The 21,426-nt window shown below is 60.1% G+C and carries 18 protein-coding genes; 5 read left to right on the top strand and 13 right to left on the bottom strand.

The window, feature by feature from the left end:
- Window positions 1-7: 7 nt before the first annotated feature.
- Window positions 8-1,267 carry an extracellular solute-binding protein gene (locus tag AC244_RS02230; protein ID WP_053247176.1) on the bottom strand — a complete coding sequence of 420 codons (1,260 nt, stop codon included), beginning with the start codon at window positions 1,265-1,267 and terminating at the stop codon, window positions 8-10.
- A 226-nt stretch (window positions 1,268-1,493) separates the two neighbouring features.
- Between AC244_RS02230 and AC244_RS02225 the strand changes: the two genes are divergently transcribed.
- Window positions 1,494-2,513 carry a LacI family DNA-binding transcriptional regulator gene (locus AC244_RS02225; protein WP_053247175.1) on the top strand — a complete coding sequence of 340 codons (1,020 nt, stop codon included), beginning with the start codon at window positions 1,494-1,496 and terminating at the stop codon, window positions 2,511-2,513.
- A 104-nt stretch (window positions 2,514-2,617) separates the two neighbouring features.
- Here the strand turns inward: AC244_RS02225 and AC244_RS02220 are convergent, their stop codons facing one another.
- The 5 genes from AC244_RS02220 to AC244_RS02200 are packed head-to-tail and all read right to left on the bottom strand — an operon-like array spanning window position 2,618 to window position 8,293.
- Window positions 2,618-3,703, bottom strand: coding sequence for an ABC transporter ATP-binding protein (locus tag AC244_RS02220; RefSeq protein WP_053247174.1), 1,086 nt, complete (start codon window positions 3,701-3,703; stop codon window positions 2,618-2,620).
- Window positions 3,703-5,211 carry an argininosuccinate lyase gene (argH, locus tag AC244_RS02215; RefSeq protein ID WP_053247173.1) on the bottom strand — a complete coding sequence of 503 codons (1,509 nt, stop codon included), beginning with the start codon at window positions 5,209-5,211 and terminating at the stop codon, window positions 3,703-3,705. The genes AC244_RS02220 and argH overlap by 1 nt, the downstream gene beginning before the upstream one ends.
- A gap of 4 nt (window positions 5,212-5,215) precedes the next feature.
- Window positions 5,216-6,064 (bottom strand): carbohydrate ABC transporter permease, encoded by an 849-nt coding sequence (locus AC244_RS02210; RefSeq protein WP_053247172.1) that lies wholly within the window; start codon window positions 6,062-6,064, stop codon window positions 5,216-5,218.
- A gap of 1 nt (window position 6,065) precedes the next feature.
- A complete protein-coding gene (locus tag AC244_RS02205) occupies window positions 6,066-6,998 on the bottom strand; it encodes a carbohydrate ABC transporter permease (protein ID WP_082366704.1) in 933 nt (310 codons plus the stop codon).
- An 11-nt stretch (window positions 6,999-7,009) separates the two neighbouring features.
- Window positions 7,010-8,293 (bottom strand): extracellular solute-binding protein, encoded by a 1,284-nt coding sequence (locus AC244_RS02200; RefSeq protein ID WP_053247643.1) that lies wholly within the window; start codon window positions 8,291-8,293, stop codon window positions 7,010-7,012.
- Window positions 8,294-8,496: 203 nt separating this feature from the next.
- Between AC244_RS02200 and AC244_RS02195 the strand changes: the two genes are divergently transcribed.
- Entirely contained in the window at window positions 8,497-9,561 is a 1,065-nt protein-coding gene (locus AC244_RS02195; protein WP_053247171.1) for a substrate-binding domain-containing protein, read from the top strand.
- 104 nt (window positions 9,562-9,665) lie between these two features.
- Here the strand turns inward: AC244_RS02195 and AC244_RS02190 are convergent, their stop codons facing one another.
- Window positions 9,666-10,757, bottom strand: coding sequence for an alpha/beta fold hydrolase (locus tag AC244_RS02190; RefSeq protein WP_053247170.1), 1,092 nt, complete (start codon window positions 10,755-10,757; stop codon window positions 9,666-9,668).
- A 95-nt stretch (window positions 10,758-10,852) separates the two neighbouring features.
- Between AC244_RS02190 and AC244_RS02185 the strand changes: the two genes are divergently transcribed.
- Complete coding sequence (locus tag AC244_RS02185; protein ID WP_053247169.1) at window positions 10,853-11,755, top strand: LysR family transcriptional regulator; 903 nt, start codon at window positions 10,853-10,855, stop codon at window positions 11,753-11,755.
- 278 nt (window positions 11,756-12,033) lie between these two features.
- Here the strand turns inward: AC244_RS02185 and AC244_RS02180 are convergent, their stop codons facing one another.
- The 5 genes from AC244_RS02180 to AC244_RS02160 form a co-directional block, all read right to left on the bottom strand.
- On the bottom strand, window positions 12,034-13,038 hold the full coding sequence (locus AC244_RS02180) for an ABC transporter ATP-binding protein (RefSeq protein ID WP_053247168.1): 1,005 nt from the start codon (window positions 13,036-13,038) through the stop codon (window positions 12,034-12,036).
- A gap of 18 nt (window positions 13,039-13,056) precedes the next feature.
- On the bottom strand, window positions 13,057-13,881 hold the full coding sequence (locus AC244_RS02175; RefSeq protein WP_152975845.1) for a carbohydrate ABC transporter permease: 825 nt from the start codon (window positions 13,879-13,881) through the stop codon (window positions 13,057-13,059).
- Between the two features lie 5 nt (window positions 13,882-13,886).
- Entirely contained in the window at window positions 13,887-14,864 is a 978-nt protein-coding gene (locus tag AC244_RS02170) for a carbohydrate ABC transporter permease (protein WP_053247166.1), read from the bottom strand.
- A gap of 37 nt (window positions 14,865-14,901) precedes the next feature.
- Window positions 14,902-16,110 (bottom strand): ABC transporter substrate-binding protein, encoded by a 1,209-nt coding sequence (locus AC244_RS02165; protein ID WP_082366729.1) that lies wholly within the window; start codon window positions 16,108-16,110, stop codon window positions 14,902-14,904.
- Window positions 16,111-16,361: 251 nt separating this feature from the next.
- The gene (locus AC244_RS02160) at window positions 16,362-17,390 is read right to left on the bottom strand and encodes a substrate-binding domain-containing protein (RefSeq protein WP_053247164.1); all 1,029 of its coding nucleotides are present in this window, start codon (window positions 17,388-17,390) and stop codon (window positions 16,362-16,364) included.
- A 151-nt stretch (window positions 17,391-17,541) separates the two neighbouring features.
- On the opposite strand from AC244_RS02160, the gene AC244_RS02155 reads away from it, so the two are divergent.
- Window positions 17,542-19,185, top strand: coding sequence for an alpha-amylase family glycosyl hydrolase (locus AC244_RS02155; RefSeq protein ID WP_053247163.1), 1,644 nt, complete (start codon window positions 17,542-17,544; stop codon window positions 19,183-19,185).
- A 15-nt stretch (window positions 19,186-19,200) separates the two neighbouring features.
- Here AC244_RS02155 and AC244_RS02150 read toward each other — a convergent pair whose 3' ends face one another.
- Window positions 19,201-19,887: a ThiF family adenylyltransferase gene (locus tag AC244_RS02150; protein ID WP_152975817.1), complete on the bottom strand. Its 687-nt coding sequence runs from the start codon at window positions 19,885-19,887 to the stop codon at window positions 19,201-19,203.
- A 651-nt stretch (window positions 19,888-20,538) separates the two neighbouring features.
- Between AC244_RS02150 and AC244_RS37870 the strand changes: the two genes are divergently transcribed.
- Entirely contained in the window at window positions 20,539-21,378 is an 840-nt protein-coding gene (locus tag AC244_RS37870) for a hypothetical protein (RefSeq protein ID WP_053247161.1), read from the top strand.
- The last annotated feature ends 48 nt before the right edge of the window (window positions 21,379-21,426 follow it).

Here is a 21,426-nt window from a genome sequence, read left to right as displayed (position 1 = left end):
CTTGCGCTCAATGGGCGTCGGATTGGGCGTCGTCATACGCCTGCTTCATCTCATCGACGGCATCTTCGGGCGAAATCGTTCCTCCGACCAGCGCTTGCACCTTCGTACGGATGATTTCGTAGTAGCCGGGAAACGGCTGGTCGGGATAATAGCCAAGTCCGTTGGCCGCCACGATGTCCGAAGCGGTCTTCGTCAACTCCGCTCCTGTCGGGTTGGAAATATCCTCTGCCTTGGCGATCAGGGCCACGCCGCCTCCGTCGGCAAGAGCCTTCTGATTCTCGTTTGAGAGCGTGATGTCGATAAAATCATAAGCGAGGGTCTTGTTCTTTGCCGTCTTGGGAACCACCCAGAGGCCGCCCGTCGAGGCCGGATGGATTGTGTTTCCGGGGAACAAGAATTGACCCCATTTGAAGGTCGTGATTTTCGTATTGAATTCAGTGGCGTACCAGGTGCCAGTAACGACCATCGGCGACTTGCCGGCCTCGAAAAGCCCCACCATGTCGGAAGCCGTCAGCCCAGTCGAGTCCTTTGAGATATAGCCCTTCGTCACCCAGTCCTGAAGCTTTTTCGAAGCTTCCAGGAAAGGCGTGGAGTCAAGCGGAGCTTTAAGTCCATGGAATTGGTCGAGCCATTTGCGGTCGCTCTTGGCGAGCGCAAGTTCATACCAGACATGAAGCGCCGGGTAGTCGTTTGCCGCCGTGGCAATAGGAGTGACGCCGTTCTGAGCAAACGCATCCAAAACTTTTTCAAAGTCCTCGAACGTCTTTGGAACTTCGATGCCGTTCTGAGCAAACATATCTTTGTTGTAGAAAACGGTTACGAATTCTGCGCCGTTTGGAATGCCGACCAAGGGGCCGGAACCGAAAAGGCCGCGCTCGTCGTAGCGTCCAAACATCAACTGTGCGGGGTTGAGTGCCTTGGTCCAACCGCGTTCTTCCGCAACCGGGTCAAGATCTTCAAGGAGGCCACTGGAAGCGGCAAGGCCTGTCGATGCATTGCCTCCGGGATATTCGAGAAGGTCAGGAGTCGAGTCTGAATTGAGCACCATTGTGCCTGCCGTCACGAGCTGATCCCAGCTCTTGCGCTCAAAGTGAACTTCTACATCGGGATGTTTGGACTTGAATTCATCAAGCGCCTTACTCCAAGCCAAGTCCGCGGCGTTCCCTTGGTCCTCGAACCACCAGACGCGGAAGACCTTGTCTTCCTGCGCGCTCGCAGTGGACACGAGGACTGTCGTGGCGACGATTGCTGATATGATGCTCTTCACAGGACTCTCCCAGAGATGATGAAAAACGAATTTGATGTTCCCTTGCTTTAACCGAGTCTTTCAAACCGGTTTGAGACAAACTACCCATACGTGGCTGAGCTTGTCAACCCGGCTTTATTTTCCGCGACAACTTGGTGCCGGAAAGATTCATACCGGTTTGAAATTTCGGGTTTGTTGTTTTGGCGGGAGGTGTGATATCCAGTTGCAAAAGAAATTACGGTGACGCATGAATTTAAAAGAACTTGCCCGAGAACTTGGTCTCTCCAAGACGACGATTAGCCGAGCGCTCAATGGGTTTCCCGAGGTGAACGAGGAGACTCGCGTACGCGTGGAACAGGCCGCGCGGAAATTTGGATACGCCCCCAATACCAGTGCACGCCGACTGGCTACCGGACGTGTCGGGGCCGCTGGAATTGTTTTACCCGGTCACCTCAGCGATCGATATAGCGCGCAAACCGTGGAGTATGTTTCCGGATTGGCCGAGGGACTTGCAGCGGCGAAAATCGACCTTCTCATGAGCCCCCTGCTCAACGGAGACGAAATGGCGATCTATCGTCGTTGGATCTCAAGCAAAAGTGTCGATGCTGTTATCTTGACGGATCCCGTGCATTCAGATCCGCGCATCAGGCTGTTCGTTGAGAAGAAGTTTCCCTTCGTACTGCACGGCAGCACTGACGTTGATCTTCCGTATGCTTGGCTGGATATTGACAATGAGGACGCATACCGCCAGGCAACGTCCTACCTTCTTGATCTTGGTCATAAGGAGATTGCAATCATCGAAGGTCTAGCTGGTTTTACCTTCACGGAAGACCGCCAGAGGGGATATGTTGAGACGCTCACTGGGCGAGGACTCGAACCCCGTAGCGACTTTATTGTCCATGATCGGTTTACTACCGAAGCAGGCTTCCGCGCCACAAGCCGTTTATTGTCTATGTCGCCACGTCCCACCGCTCTCATCGTCGGTTCGATGATGTCTACAGTCGGTGTCTACCAGGCAATTCGATCCAATGGCTGGGAAGTGGGACGAGAGGTTTCCGTGATTGCCCATGACGACGTCTTTCCTTACTTAAGTGCAACCGACATGGTGCCGGTCCTAACGACGACCCGATCATCGGTTCGGCTCGCAGGGTTGAAGATCGCGGAAATGTTGGTGAGCATTCTCGATGGGAAAGATGCTCCTTCGTTGAGCGTGAAATGGCCGGTCGAGTTGATTGTAAGGCAATCTACTGCACCTCCGAGAACCTGAGGTAACAGGGACGGTCTTAGGTCAAAGGAATTTGGGTTAAGCAGCACGCGCCGTCGATCGACGGGCGAGGGCCTGCGAATTCCATCCGCAGGCCCAACGTAACCTCAATGCAGCAGCTTCTCCGTCTCCGCATCGAAGATTCGCACACTCTTGCCTTCGGCGGTAAAGCTAAGCGTCTCGCCAGGGCGGTAGGAGCGCTCGGAGGGTGCGCGAGCGACGATCGAGCCTTCGGGCAAATCAAGATGGACAAACGTTTCCGAACCGTGTGGCTCAGCGACCCGTACCGTCCCCTCGATGAGGAAAGCGGCCAGGCTGTCGTTCGGCGTCACCAGCGTCAGCTCCTGCGGACGCACCCCGATGCTGACCTTGCGCCTACCACCGGGCGGTAGGCCTTCGACAGCATTCCACCGGATGGCGGTGGCGTTGGCTCCGAATTCAGCGCGCCCGTCGCGCAAATCCGCACCGATGATGTTCATCTCCGGGCTGCCGATGAAGCGGGCCGTGAATATATCGCCAGGGCGGTTGTAGAGCTCCATCGGCGCGCCGACCTGTAGGATATGGCCGTCGCGCATGACAACGATCTTGTCGGCGAGCGACATGGCCTCCACTTGGTCGTGCGTGACGAAGACGATCGTCGTGCCGAGGCGCTGGTGAAGCTGTTTGATCTCCAGCCGCATCTGGCCGCGCAACTGCGCATCAAGGTTGGAGAGCGGTTCATCGAACAGGAACACCGCCGGGTCGCGCACCATGGCGCGGCCGATGGCCACGCGCTGACGCTGGCCGCCGGAAAGGGCGGCCGGACGCCGTTCGAGTAGCTTTTCGAGGCCAAGCACACGGGCGGTTTCTCGGATGCGGGCGTCCTTCTCGGCCTTGCTCAGCTTCGAGGTGTAGAGGCCGAAGCCGATGTTCTGTGCCACGGTCATATGCGGGTAGATCGCATAGTTCTGAAAGACCATGGCGATGTTACGCTGCTTTGGCTCGCGCTGGTTGACGACCTCTCCACCGATTCTGAGTTCGCCGCCGGAAATGTCCTCGAGGCCGGCGATCATCCGAAGCGTCGTCGACTTGCCGCAGCCGGACGGGCCGACGAAGACGACGAACTCGCCATCCTTGATCGACAGGTCGATGCCGTGGACCGCTGTGACGGCCCCGTATGACTTGACGATCTTGTCCAATTCAATGCTTGCCATCACGCACCTCCCGCAAGTTCGGCAATTTTCTGTTCCAGTTCCTTCGCCGCATCGGCCTCGCGCGTTGCGCGCTCCTCCGCCCTAGCCGCCAAGGCGGCCTCGTCGCGCCGGTAGCCGGCAATCGCTGCCTCCAGCGCGGTCGTGCCCGGCCCGCCGAACCGCTCGCGGACGGCGACGAAGTTCTCGGCCGAGACGATGGTCTTGAATGTATTGGCGTCAATCCCCGGCGCTCGTCCGGTCGCTTCCTCAAAGGCCGCGAGGAAGGGCGCGTAGCCGTCGCCGGACAGGTCACCGTCCATGGCGACGACGCTGCGAGCGACGACCGCCGCGATCTCATGCGCCTGGCGGAAGGAAAGTCCCTCCCGGCGAACGAGCGTATCGGCCAGCTCGGTGATCGTGACGCAGGAGCGGCGCAGGTTGACCGCCACCCGGCGCGGATCGATCTCGGCGGCGCGCACCACGGCGGCGAGAAGATCGAGCACGCGCTCGGCGACGTCGAAGGCCTGGTAGCCCATGTCCTGCGTCTCGCCCTCGCTGTCGTTCATGTCGGTGAAGGGCGTGTTGTGCATGACGTCGAGCACTGCCCGCGCCCGCCCGACCGCCTGGCTGGCGAGATGGCGCAGATGCTCGAAAGGCACGGGGTTGCGCTTCTGCGGCATGATCGAGGAGATCTGCACGAAGGCGTTCGGCAGGTAGAGCTGACCGACCTCGAAGCTCGACCAGAACTGGAAGTCCTGGATCGGGCGGCCGAGATGCAGGAACATCAGTTCCAACGCGCCGTAGACGGAGGTCACGTAATCCACCGCCGCGATGCAGCTATAGGAGTTCTGCAACGGCTCGGCGAAGCCCAGCAGATGGGCGACCCGGTGGCGATCGATCGGAAAACCCGAGGTGGTGATCGCCGCCGCGCCCATCGAGGAGCGATCGACGATGGTCCGCGCCGCCTCGATGCGCTCGATATCGCGGATCAGGATCTCGATCACCGCGCCGAGATAGTGGCCGTAGGTGCTCGGCTGCGCCGGCTGGCCGTGGGTGTAGGCGACGATGAGCGTGGCCTTGTCGCGCTCGGCGGTCTCAATCAGCGCGGCCAGCAGCGCCCGGCTCTTTGTCAGCAGCGCGTCGATGCGCTCCTTGAGGCCGAGCTTGAAAAGCGTGTGGTCGATATCGTTGCGCGAGCGGGCGGTGTGCAGTCGGCCGCCGAGATCGGGGCCGACGCGCGTCTTCAGTTCCTTCTCCATCAGGAAGAAGAAGTCCTCCACCTCGCCGGTATAGCTCAGCTCTCCCGGCTCGATCTCGGAAGAGATGGCTTCGAGCGCGGCCGCGATGCGACCGCCCTGCGCGGTGGGAACGATGCCGGTTTCCACCAGCATTAACAGATGGGCGCGGTCGATCTTCTGAAGGGCGCGCGCATGGTGGCGCTTCGCACCGTCAAACAGGGGTTCGAGGACTGTGCTCGCATAGACGGGATCGGGGAACTTGGTTCGGTCTTTGGTTTGGGGTGTGGTCATGGTCTTATCCCTTCACGCCGCCGAGCATGACGCCGCGAACGATGTAACGTTGGAAGAAGAGGAAGATGAGCAGCGTCGGGATGGTGGCGATCGCCGCCCCCGTCATGATCATTTCCCATTGGATGGATTGCTCGACGGCGAAGCTCGAAAGCCCGACCGGCAGCGTGTAGAGGTCCTTGTCGGTGGTGACGATCAGCGGCCAGAAGAACGCCGTCCAGTTGCCGAGGAAGGTGAAGATGGCGAGCGCCGAAAGCGCAGGCGTCACCAGTGGCATGGCAATCTTCCACCAGATCTCGAACTCGTTGAGCCCGTCGATGCGCGCGGCTTCCAAAAAGTCGTTCGGCACAGTTTCGAAGAACTGGCGCATCAGGAAGACCCCGAAGGCCGTCATCATGCCGGGGAACATGATGCCCCAGTAGCTGTCGAGCCAGCCGAACTTGCTGGACATCAGATACCAGGGGATGACCAGCATTTCGGTCGGGATCATCAGCGTCGAGAGGATCGCGAGGAAGACCAGCTTGCGGCCGGCGAAGTTGAATTTCGCGAGCGTATAGGCGACCAGACTGTCGAAGAACAGGCACGAGGCGGTGACGACGACGGCGATGAGGCTGGAGTTCAGGAACCATCGGACGAAACGGCCGTCCGAGAGCACGCGGATATAGTTGTCGAGCGTCGGCGCGGCAGGGATCAGCCGGAGATCGTAGACCTGACCCGCCGATTTCAGCGAGGTCGAGAACATGAAGAGCAGCGGCGTGATCATGATGACGCCGCCGATGAAGAGCAGAGTCCAGGAGATGATGAAGCCCGGCCGGAAGCGGAAGATGGCGTTGTTGGTTGCGGTTTTCGTGGTCATGTCAGCGGCTCCTCAGGATCCAGAGCTGTCCCATGGAAATGGCGAACAGGATCAGGAACAGGACGACGGTTTGTGCCGCGGCATAGCCCATCTGGTAGGATGAGAAGGCCGTCTGGTAGATCATCAGCACGAGCGGCTTGGTGGTGTTCAACGGCCCGCCGGGATCGTTGCTCGTCATGTTGTAGACCTGATCGAAGATGCGCAGAAAACCGATCGACGAGAAGACGACGAGAAAGACCGTTGTGGGTTTCAGGAGCGGCAGGGTGATCTTGCGCAGGATGGCGAATTCGCCGAGCCCGTCGACGCGCGCGGCCTCGTGGTAGGTCGCCGGGATTGCCCGGAGCCCCGCCAGGAAGATGATGATCTGGAAGCCGAGGCCTGCCCAGATCGCTGTAACCATGATCGCCGGCAGTCCCTGGTCGACGGAGCGCAGGAAGGGCTGCGCAGGAATGCCGAAAGCGCCGAGCAGGCTGTTGATGACGCCGATCGGCGGCGGCTGGTAGAACCAGCGCCAGACCCAGGCCATGGCGGCGGCCGTGGTCAGGAATGGCAGGAAATACAGCGCGCGAATGAAGCCATGGCCGAATTCGATGCGGTCGAGATAGTAGGCGATCACGAAGGAGAGGACGATGCTGATCGGCGTGCCGATCAGGAGATAGGCGAAGGTGTTGCGGAACACCTGCCAGAAGACCGGGTCCGACAGCAGCATCTTGTAGTTCTCAAGCCCGATGAAGCTCGCCGGACGCAAAAAGTCCCAATCCGTCAAGGAGAGATAGAAGGCTTCCGCTGTGGGATAGAAGCGGACCACGGTGAAGAACAGCATCGGCACGGCAAGGAAGGTCCAGGCCCAGACGATCTGCTTGGTCGAGATGGATAAGCGGTCCCAGGCGCGGGGCTTTTGCCCCGCACCGGCCGCCGTTCGATTGAGCGACATGGGTTCGATCCTCAGTTGGCCTTGCGCTTGTCGAGAAGCTGCTGTTCCTTGGCGGCCGCCGCGCTCAGCGCGTCGGTGACCGGTTGGCCCTGCAACAGCACCGAGTTCACCATGTCGATGGTGATCTGCCGCTGGGCGGCCTCGTCGACGAACAGCGTCGTATGGGCATAGGTGAGGCCGCGGATGAACGGGCCGTAGACCGGATGGGCAAGGTTCTCCTCCGAAAGCGCGATGGACTTGCGCGCTGGCAGTTCGCCGCCCTTTTCGAGCCACACCTTCATCGCCTTTTCCGAGGAGATGAAGGCTAGGAATTTTTCCGCCGCTTCCAGCTTCTCGCCCTCGGCCGTGCCGCCGATGGCGTTGGCGAAGTAGCTGGCATAGTTCGAGCGCGTGCCGTCTGGCGCTGCCGGCAGCTCCGTCACGCCCCATTCGAAGCCGGAGATCGTGTTGAACGACGCGAGGCGGAAGGTTCCGTCGATCACCATGGCCGCAAGACCGGCGCGGAACGCCGCCTGGCCCTCGTCCATGAAGCCTTCCTGACCGACCTTCTCGCCCGACTGCAGGCCGGTGTAGAATTCCAGCGCCTTGCGCCCGCCGTCGCTGTTATAGGTGACCTTCGTTCCGTCGGCGGAATAGGGTTCGCCGCCGAACTGGCGGATGAGGATTTCCCGCCACCAGTTATGGTCTTGCCGGGCGATGTCGAGCGCCATGCCGACGGTCTGGAAGTTGCCGGCGCTGTCCTGCTTGGTCGTCGCCTTGGCGGCCTTGACCATCTCGTCCAGCGTCTGCGGCGGCTTGTTGGGATCGAGGCCAGCGTCCTTGAACAGGTTCTTATTGTAGAACAGCGCCATGGAGCGCACGGCCGTCGGGAGGCCGTAATAGTCCTCGCCGCGCTTCATCGCCGAAACGATCGGGAAGAAGTCCTTCTCGATGTCGGCGGCCGGGAATTTTTCCTTCGAGAGCGGCTGAACAAGGCCGCCGGCCACGAAATTGTCGAGCCAGCCGTAGAAGAGCTGCACCACGTCCGGGCCGTTACCGGCAGCCTTCGCCGCGACGACGCGCGTCTGGTAGTCGGCATAGGGGAACGTCACCTGCTTGACGGTGATATCCGGGTTCTCTGCCTCGAATTCCTTGATCAGTTCGTCCATCGCATGGACGCGGCTTTCGAAGACGTATTGCCAATATTCGATTTCGACGGCGCTGGCCGGCTGGGCGGCGAGAAGGCCAAGCGCGAGCGCACCGGCCGAGAACATTTTTACCGATGAAACCAGACCACGAGTCGACGCGTGCAGCATCGTCATTCCTCCCTTTGAGACCTCTCCACAGCGCTACGCAAGCGCTTGCGTAGAATTGCAGAGGTGCAGAAATTTGTCAAGAAAGACCGGAAGCGCAGAGTAAATTCGCAATAAGCTATTGAATATAAACCGTTACAACATTAAGGTCTGCTTTCAAAAGGCACGCCCATCGAAAGGAGCGATTGATGCCAACGGAGGGGACAATGATCGATCAAAGCAAGCCTTTGCGTAAATCGCAGCGCGTCGATCTCAAGACCTTGGCGGAGGAATTGGGCCTGTCCCAGTCCACCATCAGCCGCGCATTGCGCGCGCATCACTCGATCCCCGAAAGCACGCGCAGGCGTGTGACCACGGCCGCCGAAAAGCTGGGCTACAGCCCTAATGTCCGCGCCCGCGGCCTTGCGACGGGCCGGACGGAGGCGATCGGTCTGGTGTTTCCGCTCGAACGGCTGCAACTGGCGCAGACGAACTTCGTCGACGTGCTGACCGGCATCAGCGATGTCGTCACGCGCCGCAACTACAGCCTCCTCCTGACGCCGTTTTCGGACAATGAGCAGGACGTTCTTCGCAAATTGGCAACATCGAGGACCGTCGACGGCATCATCATCACGCGGCCGCTCGTCGATGACCCCCGCATCCCGCTATTGCACGACCTCGGCATCCCCTTCGTCGTGCATGGGCGCAGCGACGTGGATCTGCCCTATTCCTTCATCGACATCGACAATGCTGCCGTGTTCGAGAAGCTCGGAGGACTGCTGCTCGACTACGGCCATGAGCGGATCGCCGTTTTGAATTCCTTCCTGCGTTTCCGCTATGCGAACGCGCGACGCGAAGGCTACCGCCGGGCACTTGAGGCGCGCGGAAGGGTTCCCGATCCGGATATGATGTTCGAAACCCCGATGACGGAGCAGGCGGGATACGATCTTGCAACCGCGCTCCTCTCGTCAGAAAATCCGCCGACCGCATTCCTCTGCGGATCGGTATTCCTGGCTCAGGGCGTATATCGGGCCGTCACAGAGCGCGGCCTTCGGGTGGGGCAGGACGTTTCCGTTGTTTGCCACGATGACGGCCTTCGCGGTATCAGGCCGGCAGACTTTGATCCGCCATTGACTTCTACCTTCAGGTCGGTGCGCGAAGCGGGAGAACACCTCGCCGACATCCTGATTAACCTCGTTGAGGCAAACGGCAACAAGGAACCCATAAGGGAGATTGCAGAGGTGGATCTGATCTTGAGGGACTCCGTCGGGCTGCAAAAGCCTCGTCACTGATGCCGGATCGGAAGATTCGAAACGAAATCCTGCTAAGGTGTCATTTCGACTTCTACCGGAACCGACCCAGACAGACGAGCACGGCCTCGACGATGCGCTTTTCCTCAGCGAGCCGCTCGCACTTTCGCGGGCTGCGCAAGCGTGCGGATTACCTCGGCGAGAAAGCTGCGGCGCCCCCGCTCCGGCCTGTCGAGATGAACATAGTGCGTCGCCTCGGGGATTGTGAGCTTGCGCACGCTCGCCGCCCTCCTCAGATCCTGGGCCAGCGAAGTCACGTCCTCGGGCCGGCTCCAGAAATCATTCCCGGACCGGATTACCAGCACATGCGCGGTAATCGGACCGGCATCCCACAGCTTGTGTCCCGAAGCGAGCTCGAAGGAATCGGCTATCGCTCCCGATGGCGCTCGGAACGAAGGCGGGTTGCGACTGCCCGAGGTCGGATCAGAGGCAAGCGCGGCGCCTTGATAGGCTTTCGCCACCCTCGGATCGCGCCAGGCGGCCTTGTCCTCGACCGGAATCGACCGATCCCACGAGGGTAGCAGGGAGGCAGCGGTGTTCAACCGATAGGCCCCAAAGCGCTGGATGTTGAACAGGTCGGGGTTGCTTGGGTCGGCCGTGTCCGAACCAGGCCCCAGGGTCCTGTGACCGGCGTGTGCGCCGTAGAGGCTATTGTAGACGACGAGATGGCTCACCTCCCAGGGGTTCTCGCTGGCGTACATCCCCGCCCAGTGGCCGCCGGTGGCCCAGCCCAGCAGGGCAACTTGCGAGACGCCTGTCCTTGCCTGGACGGCGTCGACCACGGCGCCAATGTCACGAACCACCTCGTTGGAGCGTACGAGGGGCTGGCCATCCTGTCTGCCGTCCTGCCCATCCCGGCTTGAGCCACCGTAGCCGCGCGCATCCATGATGAAGACCCGGTGCCCGGCGTGGACCAGATCCGCCGCCAGAGAGCCGCCCTCCACCGGGAGGTCGAAGGTGGCAACGCCCGAAACGCGCGCGCCGTGAAGCAGTACAACCGGAGGCTTTCCATACTGACCCTCGGTGTCGCTTACCTCGCGGACCGACAGCTCGACGCCCGGTTCGCTGATGACGGTGAAATCTTGACGAGTGATCGCCGCTTGAGCGGCGCCACCGAGAAGGGTGGCCCCAACGAGGACCGGCCCGGTTAGACGCGGGATTATGGATTGCGAACGCATTTGAGGCTCCTGTTTTACTGGTCTCGTCTCTTGACTTGGTACCTATTTTTGCTCTCTTCCAATATCAATTGGCGCTTTATTGAGATGATGGCGATATGAGTATTGATCTGCACCACCTGCGCCACTTCGTGGCCGTCGCCGAGGAACTGCATTTCGGGAGGGCGGCCGCCCGTCTCCACATGGCGCAGCCGCCGCTCTCACAGTCGATCAAACGCCTTGAGGCAGCGCTCCGCTTTCCGTTGTTCGTGCGCACGCAACGCCGGGTCGAACTAACCACTGCGGGCCAGGTGTTTCTGGTGGAGGCTCGGCGCGCCCTGCAGCAGGTGGACGAAGGCGTGCGGATGGCGCGCCGCGCCGCCTCGGAGGATCTGGCCGAGATCACAGTGACCTTCACGAGCGCCGCGCTCTACCGCGTCCTCCCCGCTACGCTTCGAGCTTATCGCGAACGTTTCCCGACGATCGACGTTCGCCTCGATGAACGGTCCACCGACGCGCAACTCGAAGGACTGCAGGACGGGTCGATCGACGTGGGTTTCGTCACGCCGCCGTTGAAGGCGGTGTCTGGTCTCCAGGTCGAGATGATCGATCGTGACCGCTTCTGTCTCGCGGTCCCAGTCTCGAGTCCCCTCGCAAACCGAAGCTCGATCGGCCTGGCTGAACTCTCAGAGGAATACTTCGTGCTCTTTCCATATGCGCAAGGTCCTTCGCTCCACGGTCGGCTGACGAGCGCCTGCCGGCAGGCCGGCTACGTGCCTCGCGTGCGTCAGGAAGCGCGGCAGATGCACACGATCCTGAGCTTGGTGGCCGCCGGTATGGGCGTAACCTTTGTGCCCGAGGGAGCGCGTTCGATGCGGGTGGATGGCGTCGCAATGGTTCCGCTGGTGGGCCTGCCCGACGACCTGGCCTGGGATCTCGCGATGGTATGGAAGCCACGCAGCGCCCGTCGGTCGGTCGTCGAGTTCCTGCGGACGGTCAGATCATTGTCCGCGAGCCAGTGACCTATGTTGCGCGCCGAATGCCGTGATGGGTGGAAACAGTTATGCCCAGGAACGACATATTCGAGTCGACGTTTCCCGTTCAGGTCTCGTTGCAGCAGGGTGGGAAGCGGAAGCTGGGGATCAGCCCTTGGGATGAACAATGCGCTCCACAGCCGACGGTGCGAAAAAGAGGACCCCGAGCCCGGGAGGAGTGGCGTCGGGGTCCAAATGGTCGGTCCTTAGACGACAGAAGGAGTGAACCGACCTAAAGGTGCAAGAGCGCCCTGTATCACCTATGACTAGCGGATAGGCGTGCCACGTTCGTCAAATCGATGCAGATGATCTGCGACCGGCCGTAAGCCGATCTTAGTGCCATACGGGATCTGCCGTTTTCCCGCCTGACGAACGACGATTGGGTCCTGCGCGCCGATGTCAACGAATAGGTAGTTGTCGGAGCCAAGCTCTTCGGCATGAATGACACCGCCGCGCCAGATGGCGCTCTCGTCGACGATATCGATGTGCTCCGAACGAATGCCGAGCGTGTGGCAGCCGTGCGCCCCGGCCAGGCGACCATTCAGGAAGTTCATCTTCGGGCTGCCGATGAATCCTGCGACGAACAGCGAATTCGGTCGCTCGTAAAGCTCAGAGGGCGTTCCGACCTGCTCGACGACGCCATCGCGTAGCACGCAAATCCGGTCCGCGAGCGTCATTGCCTCGACCTGGTCATGGGTCACGTAAATCATCGTGACGTCCCGCATGTCGTGATGCAGCTTGGCGATCTCCAGCCGAGTGGCAACCCGCAAGGCGGCATCGAGGTTCGACAGCGGCTCGTCGAACAGGAACACACGCGGGTCGCGGACGATTGCCCGGCCGATCGCGACCCGCTGGCGCTGCCCACCCGACAATTGCCTGGGTAGGCGGTCGAGCAAATGGCCGATCTGCAGCATGTCGGCGGCCTTTTCGACGCGCTTGCGGGTTTCCGTTGGAGTGGAATTGGCAAGCTTCAGGCCGAAGGCCATGTTGTCAAAGACGTTCATGTGCGGGTAGAGCGCGTAGGACTGGAATACCATGGCGATGCCGCGCTTCGACGGAACCAGGTTGTTCATCCGCTCGCCGTCGAAGATCAGATCGCCCGAGGTGATCGTCTCGAGGCCGGCGATCAGGCGCAGCAGAGTTGACTTGCCGCAACCGGAAGGGCCGACGAAAACCATGAACTCGCCCTTGCGGATGTCCAGGTCGATGCCCTTGATGACATCGAAGGCGCCGAAGCTCTTGCGGACATTCCTGAGCTCAATATTTGCCATGGTGTCGAACCTCCCAAACTAGCCTTTGACGCCACCGGCCGTCAGCCCGGCCACGATCTTGCGTTGGAAAATGAGAACAAGCGCGATGAGCGGTACCGTCACCAGCACCGAGGCTGCCATGATCGTGCCCCATGGCGTCTCGTGTTGCGTCGCGCCGGAGAGAAGCGCGATGGCGACCGGCACGGTGCGCGTCGTCTCGGACGACGTGAAGGTGAGCGCGAACAGGAACTCGTTCCAGGCGCCGATGAAGGCGAGCAGGCCCGTCGTGACCAGCGCAGGCCAGAGCAGCGGCAGAAACACTTTGGTGATGATCACCCACGGCGTGGCACCGTCGACGATCGCGGCTTCCTCGATCTCCAGTGGCAGGTCACGCATGAAGGTGGTCAGCACCCACACCGTGAAGGGAAGCGTGAAGATCGTGTAGCTGAGGATCATCGCCCAAGGCGTGTTGTAGATATTGAGAAAGCGTATCAGCTCGAACAGCCCGGCGAGAACGGCGATCTGCGGGAACATCGAAACCGCCAGGATCGTCATCAACAGCAGCCCGCGTCCACGAAACCGCACGCGGGCGAGCGCGTAGGAGGCAGTGACAGCCAGAAACAGCGCGAAGGCGACCGTGGTCGCGGCAACGAACAGGGAATTCAGCACATTGCGCGGAAACGTCCCGTTGTTCAAAATTGTCGCATAGTTCGACCAGTCGAGGCTCGAGGGCACGTAGTTGACCTCGAACAACGCCGTTCCCGTTTCGAAGCTGGTCAGGATCGCATAGTAGAAAGGAAACACCGCAACGAGAACGATGACGGCCACGGCCAGATAGAAGCCGGCGCTTTTGATCGTGTCCATGATGGTCATCGGCCTTCTCCGCTCAAGTCCAACTTGCCAAGCCACATGTAGGCGGCGACGAACACCGCGATGATCGCGAACAGAAGCGTCGACTGCGCCGATCCATAGGCGAACTTGTCGAACTCGATCAGGTTCTCCCGACTGATGATCGACATCGTCTTGGTTGCCTTCGAATTGGGGGTGAGCACATAGATGAGGTCGAAGATCCGCAACGCATCGAGCATGCGGAAGATAACCGCGACCATCAGCGCCGGCCGCACCAGCGGCAAGGTCACGTTGAAGAACACCCTCAGCGGATGAACGCCATCCACTTTTGCCGCTTCGTAGATGTCGCGCGGGATCATCTGCAGTCCGGCAAGGCAGAGAAGGGCCATGAATGGCGTGGTCTTCCAGATATCGACAATCAGCACCGCGACCATCGCCGTCTCGACACTCGCAGTCCAGGCGATCTTATGATCGATCAGACCGAGGTTGAGCAGCATGTCGTTGATGATCCCGAACTGGTCGTTCAGCATCCAGCTCCACATCTTGGCGGAAACAATCGTCGGGATCGCCCAAGGGATGAGGATGGCGGCGCGCACCAGGCCCCGTCCCTTGAATTCCGCGTTAAGCACCAGAGCGACCAGCAGGCCCAGGATGGTCTCGATCGTTACCGAGACAAGGGAGAACCGCACGGTGTTCCAGACTGCATTCCACCAGGCCGGATCGACCAATGTTCCGCGCCAGATCGTGCGGCCCGAGGATAGCGTGCGCCAGCTCAGATAATTGTCGAAACCGATCCACTCGCCCGCATAGAGATTGTTGAGCGTGACGTTGGTGAAGGAAAAGTAGATCGATCGAAACAGCGGCCAGGCTGCCACCAAGAACAGCATGACGAGCATCGGCGCCAGGAACCAGAATGCAGCACGTACCCTCTGCTGCTGAAGGTTGAGCTGCCGGCGCTCGATCGCGGGCCTGGCCGTCGTTGTGATTGCGTTAGTCATGGGCTCCTCCAATCTGGGCCTGCGACTCAAGCTGGCGCTACCAGTCGCCGCCTTTCAGATCCTCGAGATCGAGTTCGAGCACCTCGAGGTTTTCGGCGGCCGATCCGTTGCCCGACAGCGTCTCGTGCACGGCGGACCAGAATTTCGACGAGAGCTCGTTGTACTTGACCTTGGCCGATGCCGAGGGGCGCGGTACGGCGTTGAGGAGCACTTCCTTCCAACGCGGGATGATCGGCTGGGCGGCGGCGATGTCGGGGTCGTCGTAGAGCGAGATGATCGTTGGCAGGCTCGACGCCAGAATGGCGCGCTGCTTCTGCACCTCGGGTCCCGCCAGGAAGAGGGCCAGCGAAATCGCCTCCTCCCTGTGTTCGGAGTATTTCGAGACACCGACGTTCCAGCCGCCGAGGGTCGCCGCCGAGCTCCCATTTTCGCTGCCGCTCGGAAGCGGCGCTACATCGAAACGGCCCTCGACGGCACTGTCAGCACTGTTGCCGAGACTATAGGCATAGGGCCAATTGCGCATGAAGACGGCATTGCCTGTCTGCCAAACGCCGCGGGCTTCCTCTTCCTGATAAGCCAGAACCCCCTCCGGCGAGATCGTGCCGATCCAGCTTTTCGCAAGATCGAGCGCTGCGGCAGCCTTCTCGTTATTGACCGATATGGTGCCATCAGGCTCGACGATCTGGCCGCCGCCGAAGGACTTGACCCACTCCAGCGCATTGCAGGTCAACCCCTCATAGGCATTGCCTTGCCAGACAAAACCCCAGAAGTCTTTTTTGCCGTCGGCCCGCTCTGCATCCTGGATCTTCCGCGCGGTTTGCGTCAGTTCCTCCCAGGTCTTCGGGACGGCGACGCCATGTTTGTCCAAAAGATCCTTGCGGTAATAGAGTGCCGGCGCGTCGGTGAAGAGCGGCAGGGCAACAAGCTTGCCGTTGACCGTCTGCGACTGAATAACGGCCGGCAAATGCTGCGGCACCAGATCTATCGCTGCTTCAGACAGGTCAACGAGCTGCTCTGCGAGCTGCGGTGCCCAGATCACGTCGGTCTGGTAAAGGTCGATATCCTTGTTGCCGGCGGCGAGCCACAGGCGGTACTGCCCGAACTGGTCTGAAGTGGAGGCGGGCATCGGCACCAGCTTCACCGTGTTGCCGGTGGTCGCTTCCCAGGGTTTCACCAGCTTCCTGAAATTTTCGACGTCGTTTCCAACCGTCCCGAGCACATAGTGAAGTTCGGCGGCCGCCGCCATCGCCCCAAACGAAACCGTGGCGAGCGCCGCGAACACGGCCGAGCGAATTGCATGATTTGTCAGGTGAGCTTTCATGAGGTTCCTCCCATCGAAGCGATCAGCAGATGCCCTCCTCCGGGCTCCGCTCCCAGTCAGGCGGTATCGGTTTAGATTTTTCACTATCCGAAACGTTTCGGATAAATAGCGCCAAGATTCTCGCCCTGTCAATCCGGCAGGACGAAATATTCGCCCTAGCTCAACAAGACGGGACGTCAACCCGGCACGGAGCCGACCGAGTCCCCTTCGACAAACTCGACTTCCGCTACGCGCTGCAAATCTTCCAGGGGCTTTCCCTCGATCGCTCCCGCGAGGAAGTCCGCCAGTGGAGACCAGCTCTCACTGAGCGCCGAGCGGGTGACCGTGAGTTCGGGACGAAACACCGGCAGGGAGATGTCCGGAAGCACGTCGTCATGGGCGATTATCGAGACATCGCGCGGAATGGAAAGCCCAAGCGCCTCGGCGGCTTTGTAAACCCCCTTTGCAATCAGCACGTTACCGCAGACGAATGCGCTCGGGCGACGGCCGCCTTCGCTCAACAATTGCACAGTCGATACTAAGCCCAGCGCCTCCTCCATGCGGCCGTGGCGGACCAGATCCGGCTGAAATGGCAATCCCGTCTCGGACAAGGCCGCCCGGTACCCGGCCAATCGGTCGCGTGCGAAGCTGTAGTGCTCAAGGCCGTTGATCAAGGCGATGTGCGTGTGTCCTTGCTTCACGAGATGGGCAGTGGCCCGGTAGGCAACACCGTGGTTGTCGATGTCGAAAAAGGGATAATTTGGAGCTGCGCTCGTTCGGCCGTGTACCACGAAAGGAACGTCCCGCTCAGTGAGATAGCCGATCCGCACGTCCTCATCCGCGGGTTCGACGATGACAAACCCGTCAAGCGCGCCGCCGTCGATCAATTTCTGATAGACGTCGATGACCTCGTCACCCTCCTGCGCAATGTGCAGGACAAACTGCATGCCCCGGCTTGAAAACTGCGATGAAAGCCCTGCTACCATCTCGAGGAGGAAGCCATCAGACGAGAGCCGCGGATAGCGCGTCATCACGAAACCGACCATCCCAGAGCGGCCGGAGACAAGCTTCCGTGCCGTAAGATTTGGCTGGTATTTCATAGATTTGGCTACTTCCATGACGCGCCGGCGCGTCTCTTCGTTAACGTCCGAGTAGCCGTTAAGGGCCCGACTTACCTGCGTAACCGACAGGCCCATTTTGCGGCTGATGTCCTTCAAAGTCGCCATGTTCTTTCCGCTCTTGACCCGGTGGGTTCGGCCGAGCTTAGCGCAACGCGCTTGCCAATCCAAATCGTTTCGGTATATCAATCTGCCATCCGAAGCGTTTCGGGTGCCCCAAAAAGGGTCTTTTCGGCGTTTTCAATCTCGGGAGGCGGAAATGAGCGGCCAAGATGAATGGTGGCGCGGGTCTGTAACCTATCAAATCTACCCGCGGTCCTTCCAGGACAGCAACGGTGATGGCATCGGCGACCTCAACGGCATCACGGAACGGCTCCCCCACCTCGCCGATCTCGGTGTCGATGCGATCTGGCTGTCGCCTATTTTCACCTCGCCGATGGCCGATATGGGCTATGACGTGTCGAACTATACGGACATCGATCCCACCTTCGGCACGCTTGCCGATTTCGACCGAATGATCGCCCGTGCCCATCAGCTTGGTCTTAAGGTGATTATCGATCAGGTGCTCTCCCACTCCAGTTCGCAGCATCCCTTCTTCCAGGAAAGCCGCACGAGCCGCGACAGTCCGAAATCGGACTGGTACGTCTGGGCAGATCCCAAGGCAGACGGCTCGCCGCCGAACAACTGGCTTTCGGTGTTCGGCGGCCCGGCCTGGCAATGGGAAACGCGGCGCAAGCAATATTACTTCCACAATTTCCTTGTCGAACAGCCCGACTTCAACTTCCACAACCCGGATGTGCAGGACTGGTTGCTGTCGACGATGAAATTCTGGCTCGACCGCGGCATCGATGGATTCCGGCTCGACACCGTGAACTTCTACTTCCACGACAAGCTCTTGAGGGACGATCCAGCGGACTTCCGGCGCAAGGCAGTTCCGGAATGGAATCCCTACTGGATGAAATACCACCTTTTCTCGAAGAACCAGCCGGAGAACCTGGTGTTTCTGGAGCGCATGCGCGCTCTGCTCGATCAATACGACGCGCGCGCAATGGTCGGCGAGATGGGCGAAGCCCACCACGCGATCCGCATGATGGGTGAATACACCACCGGCAAGCGGCTGCATAAATGCTATTCCTTCGAGATGCTCGGAGACGCCTTCGATGCTGCGCACTTCCGCAAGCAGATCGAGGATTTCTTTACCGGTGCGCCCGGTGGGTGGCCGACTTGGGCCTTTTCCAACCACGACGTCGTCCGTCATGTGAGCCGCTGGGCAAAACACGGCATCAGCCAGGATGCGCTGGCCAAGCAGGCGGCAGCCCTCCTTTTGTCGCTTCAGGGATCGATCTGCCTTTATCAGGGCGAAGAACTCGGCCAGACCGAGACCGATCTCGAGTATCATGAGCTGATCGATCCGCAGGGCCTGAGATTCTGGCCCGACAACAAGGGGCGCGACGGCTGCCGCACACCGATGGTCTGGGACGGGAATGCACCAAATGGGGGCTTCTCGACGGGCAAGCCATGGCTGCCGATCAAGGCACCACAGGCTTCGCGAAATGCCGCGGGCCAGATCGACTGGCAGGATTCAGTGCTGGAAAGCTATCGTCGCATGCTGAAACTGCGGCGCGAGAGCGAGGCGCTCCGGACCGGCAAGACGGAGTTCTTTGATACCTCCGAGCCAGTTCTGGCATTCGCACGCGGCGGCGAAATGCTCTGCGTCTTCAATTTGTCCCCGCAGTCTAACAGCGTCCGCATACAAGGCGCGGGTATGCCATGCGTCAGCGAGGGCACAGAGCGCGATGGTGACCTCCTGAAGCTTCACCCGAACGGCTTCGCTCTGATGCAAATCCTTGCGACACCGGCGGTGATGGACCTCAGAGAACTGGATACTCTTGGCGCGCAGTAAAACGTCGGGAGTTCCTCATGATCTTTGCCAATGGTCGGCGGTCTGGGGCACTCGCCGCCCATGCGATATTGGCAGAGCCGCCGACGCCTTTGTCAACAATTGTGCGAAAGGATTCGATTGCGTATCCTTGACGGTCGGACAGGCTCTGATCCGGGGCAGTTGCCGCCTTGCGACCGCCTTCTTCTGGCCCACGAACTGGTTGCTCAACGAATGGCGTACGACGTTGTGGGGGAACAGGGTGTCGTCATCGACGACAGTCCACTTGAAGAGGCCCTGCCGGACGAGGGTCTCCGAGATCATCGAGCCCGCGGAACCAGCCCCGATCATAAGGATTCGGCGAACATCGGCGTGCTCGCCTCCTGACAGTCTGGCGGCCCCTTCAGCGTCGAGTTCGTTGTGAACGAAGGACATGAAAACCGGAATATCCCGTGCCGCTGGAGATTTTTCCGCCGGAAGGCGGCCCGAAAAGGAGAACTCGTTGAGGGTTTTAGGGCGGCTTAAATTCATGCGTGGCCGTTTCGGACTCTCGTAGCGTCGGGTAAGCCACAGGTCGGCATTGGCGGCAAGGAAAGAGAGCAAGACATTCGCCCAGACACCACCCGTCGGATTCCGTATTCGGATAGCGAGAAAATTGCGCCATTGTGCAGCGGTCGCGCCAAGAAATAGCTCTACAGTCAGACAACGAGGAATGCGCTCACGCAATGCTTCGCTGAAGTCCTACAGGCTGGATCTCGCGAAAGGATGGCAGGATCTCTGATAGGTAGAGAATCCTGCCATCCTGGGAATTATTGCTTCCATTCCTGGAGCGATTTCATCGCTGTGTCGATCTTGCTAAGAAGTTGCCTGAGAGGCATCCACGCCGTTGCGGCCGAGGAACGTCCTGCCATTGATCTCCCGGACCGTGCCGGTGACCTTGATGATGTTTGCATTATTCTGAAACGACATCGCTGTATCCCTGCAGGCTTCGACTTAAAGGATTTCTCTGTTTCGTAGGAGGAAACTACCCGATTTCGGCATGGCCACGCGGTGGACGTGTGTGGAGCTTCACGTCGACGGCGCAGAACTGCTGATCCGGAAGACTTTCGGGGCCACCCTGCCCCGCGCGAATGGAAAGTGTTCACCGCCAATCAGCGGCAGATAGAGGGGGAGTGGAAGGCCTTCACCTAGTCGAAACAGAATGCGAGAGGTGACGTGACCGCTGAATTCAGGATCCGTGCGATGGAGGATATCACCGTTGCTGCGGAGGCTTTGCGGTGCCTGTATCTTCATTTCAGGAATCCGCGGAAATTGCCGAAGGCATGACCATTGCAATCTCCTCTGGGCCGCTGCAAACATGCGCCCGGAGGACTTCTCATGAGATCACTGCTCGCCTGCCTGTTCGGCCTAGCTGCGTCCACCGTGCTCGCCGCCGAATACCCCACCACTGGCATGCTCTATAACCAGCAGGAAGATTCCTCGCTGACCTACACTTGCACGCTTCAGCAGGGTCAGCAGCGGCTCCGGTGCGAATTCATCCAGACAGCCGTTCGCAAGAAGTCGAAGCCAGCCAATCTGGAAGAGAAGCTCGCTGAAGCCCGCAAGAACTACCCCGGGGCTGTGAAGGAGTTCTCCGACCCCAGGGAATGCAACATGGTGGGGGCGTGGCTTGGTATGGCCACCGGTCAGATTTCCATTGATGCCGCCCTCGCCCGCAATCCCGGAATCGCCACAGATGCTGCGAAGTTCAAAGAAGGCATGATCCGTCTGCAGGAGGACGCCAAGGCGAACCCCAGCGTGCTCGACACCTTCCGCGCTCTCGCAGGCATGTGCGATCATCCGACTGAGGAGAATTTCCTGAAGATCACAAAGGCCGACCACGACAAGAATCTTCGAACTTGCCAGGTCAGTTCGAATCCGTTCGCGCAGGAATTCGTCTGGGTCTCCGACTTCGGCAATGGCGGTGCGTGGGTGGTGTCATCGCACCCCGAAGGTCCATGTGGCGTAGTCCAGCTTTCGCGCTTCGAGAAGGACCAGTCCGACACCTCCGGCCTGTTCTGGCGGTACATTGCCCGGAAAGCCGCCACCAATCCGTCGGGCAAAGTGTTGCCTGGGTTGAGTTGCTCGGCAGTCGATCAGCGCGAATATGTCTACGACTGGAAGAAGACGAGATCGGACTATCTGCAGTGCGAGTATGTCGAGTTCAGCCCGATCTGAACCGAAGCGGTCAGTGCACAGAGTTCGAAGACTTAGCGGCAAATCGTC

This window comes from Ensifer adhaerens (assembly GCF_001270265.1).
Classification (GTDB): domain Bacteria; phylum Pseudomonadota; class Alphaproteobacteria; order Rhizobiales; family Rhizobiaceae; genus Ensifer; species Ensifer adhaerens_B.
The sequence above is the reverse complement of the archived record's forward strand: the minus strand, read 5'-3'. Positions and strand labels throughout refer to the sequence as shown.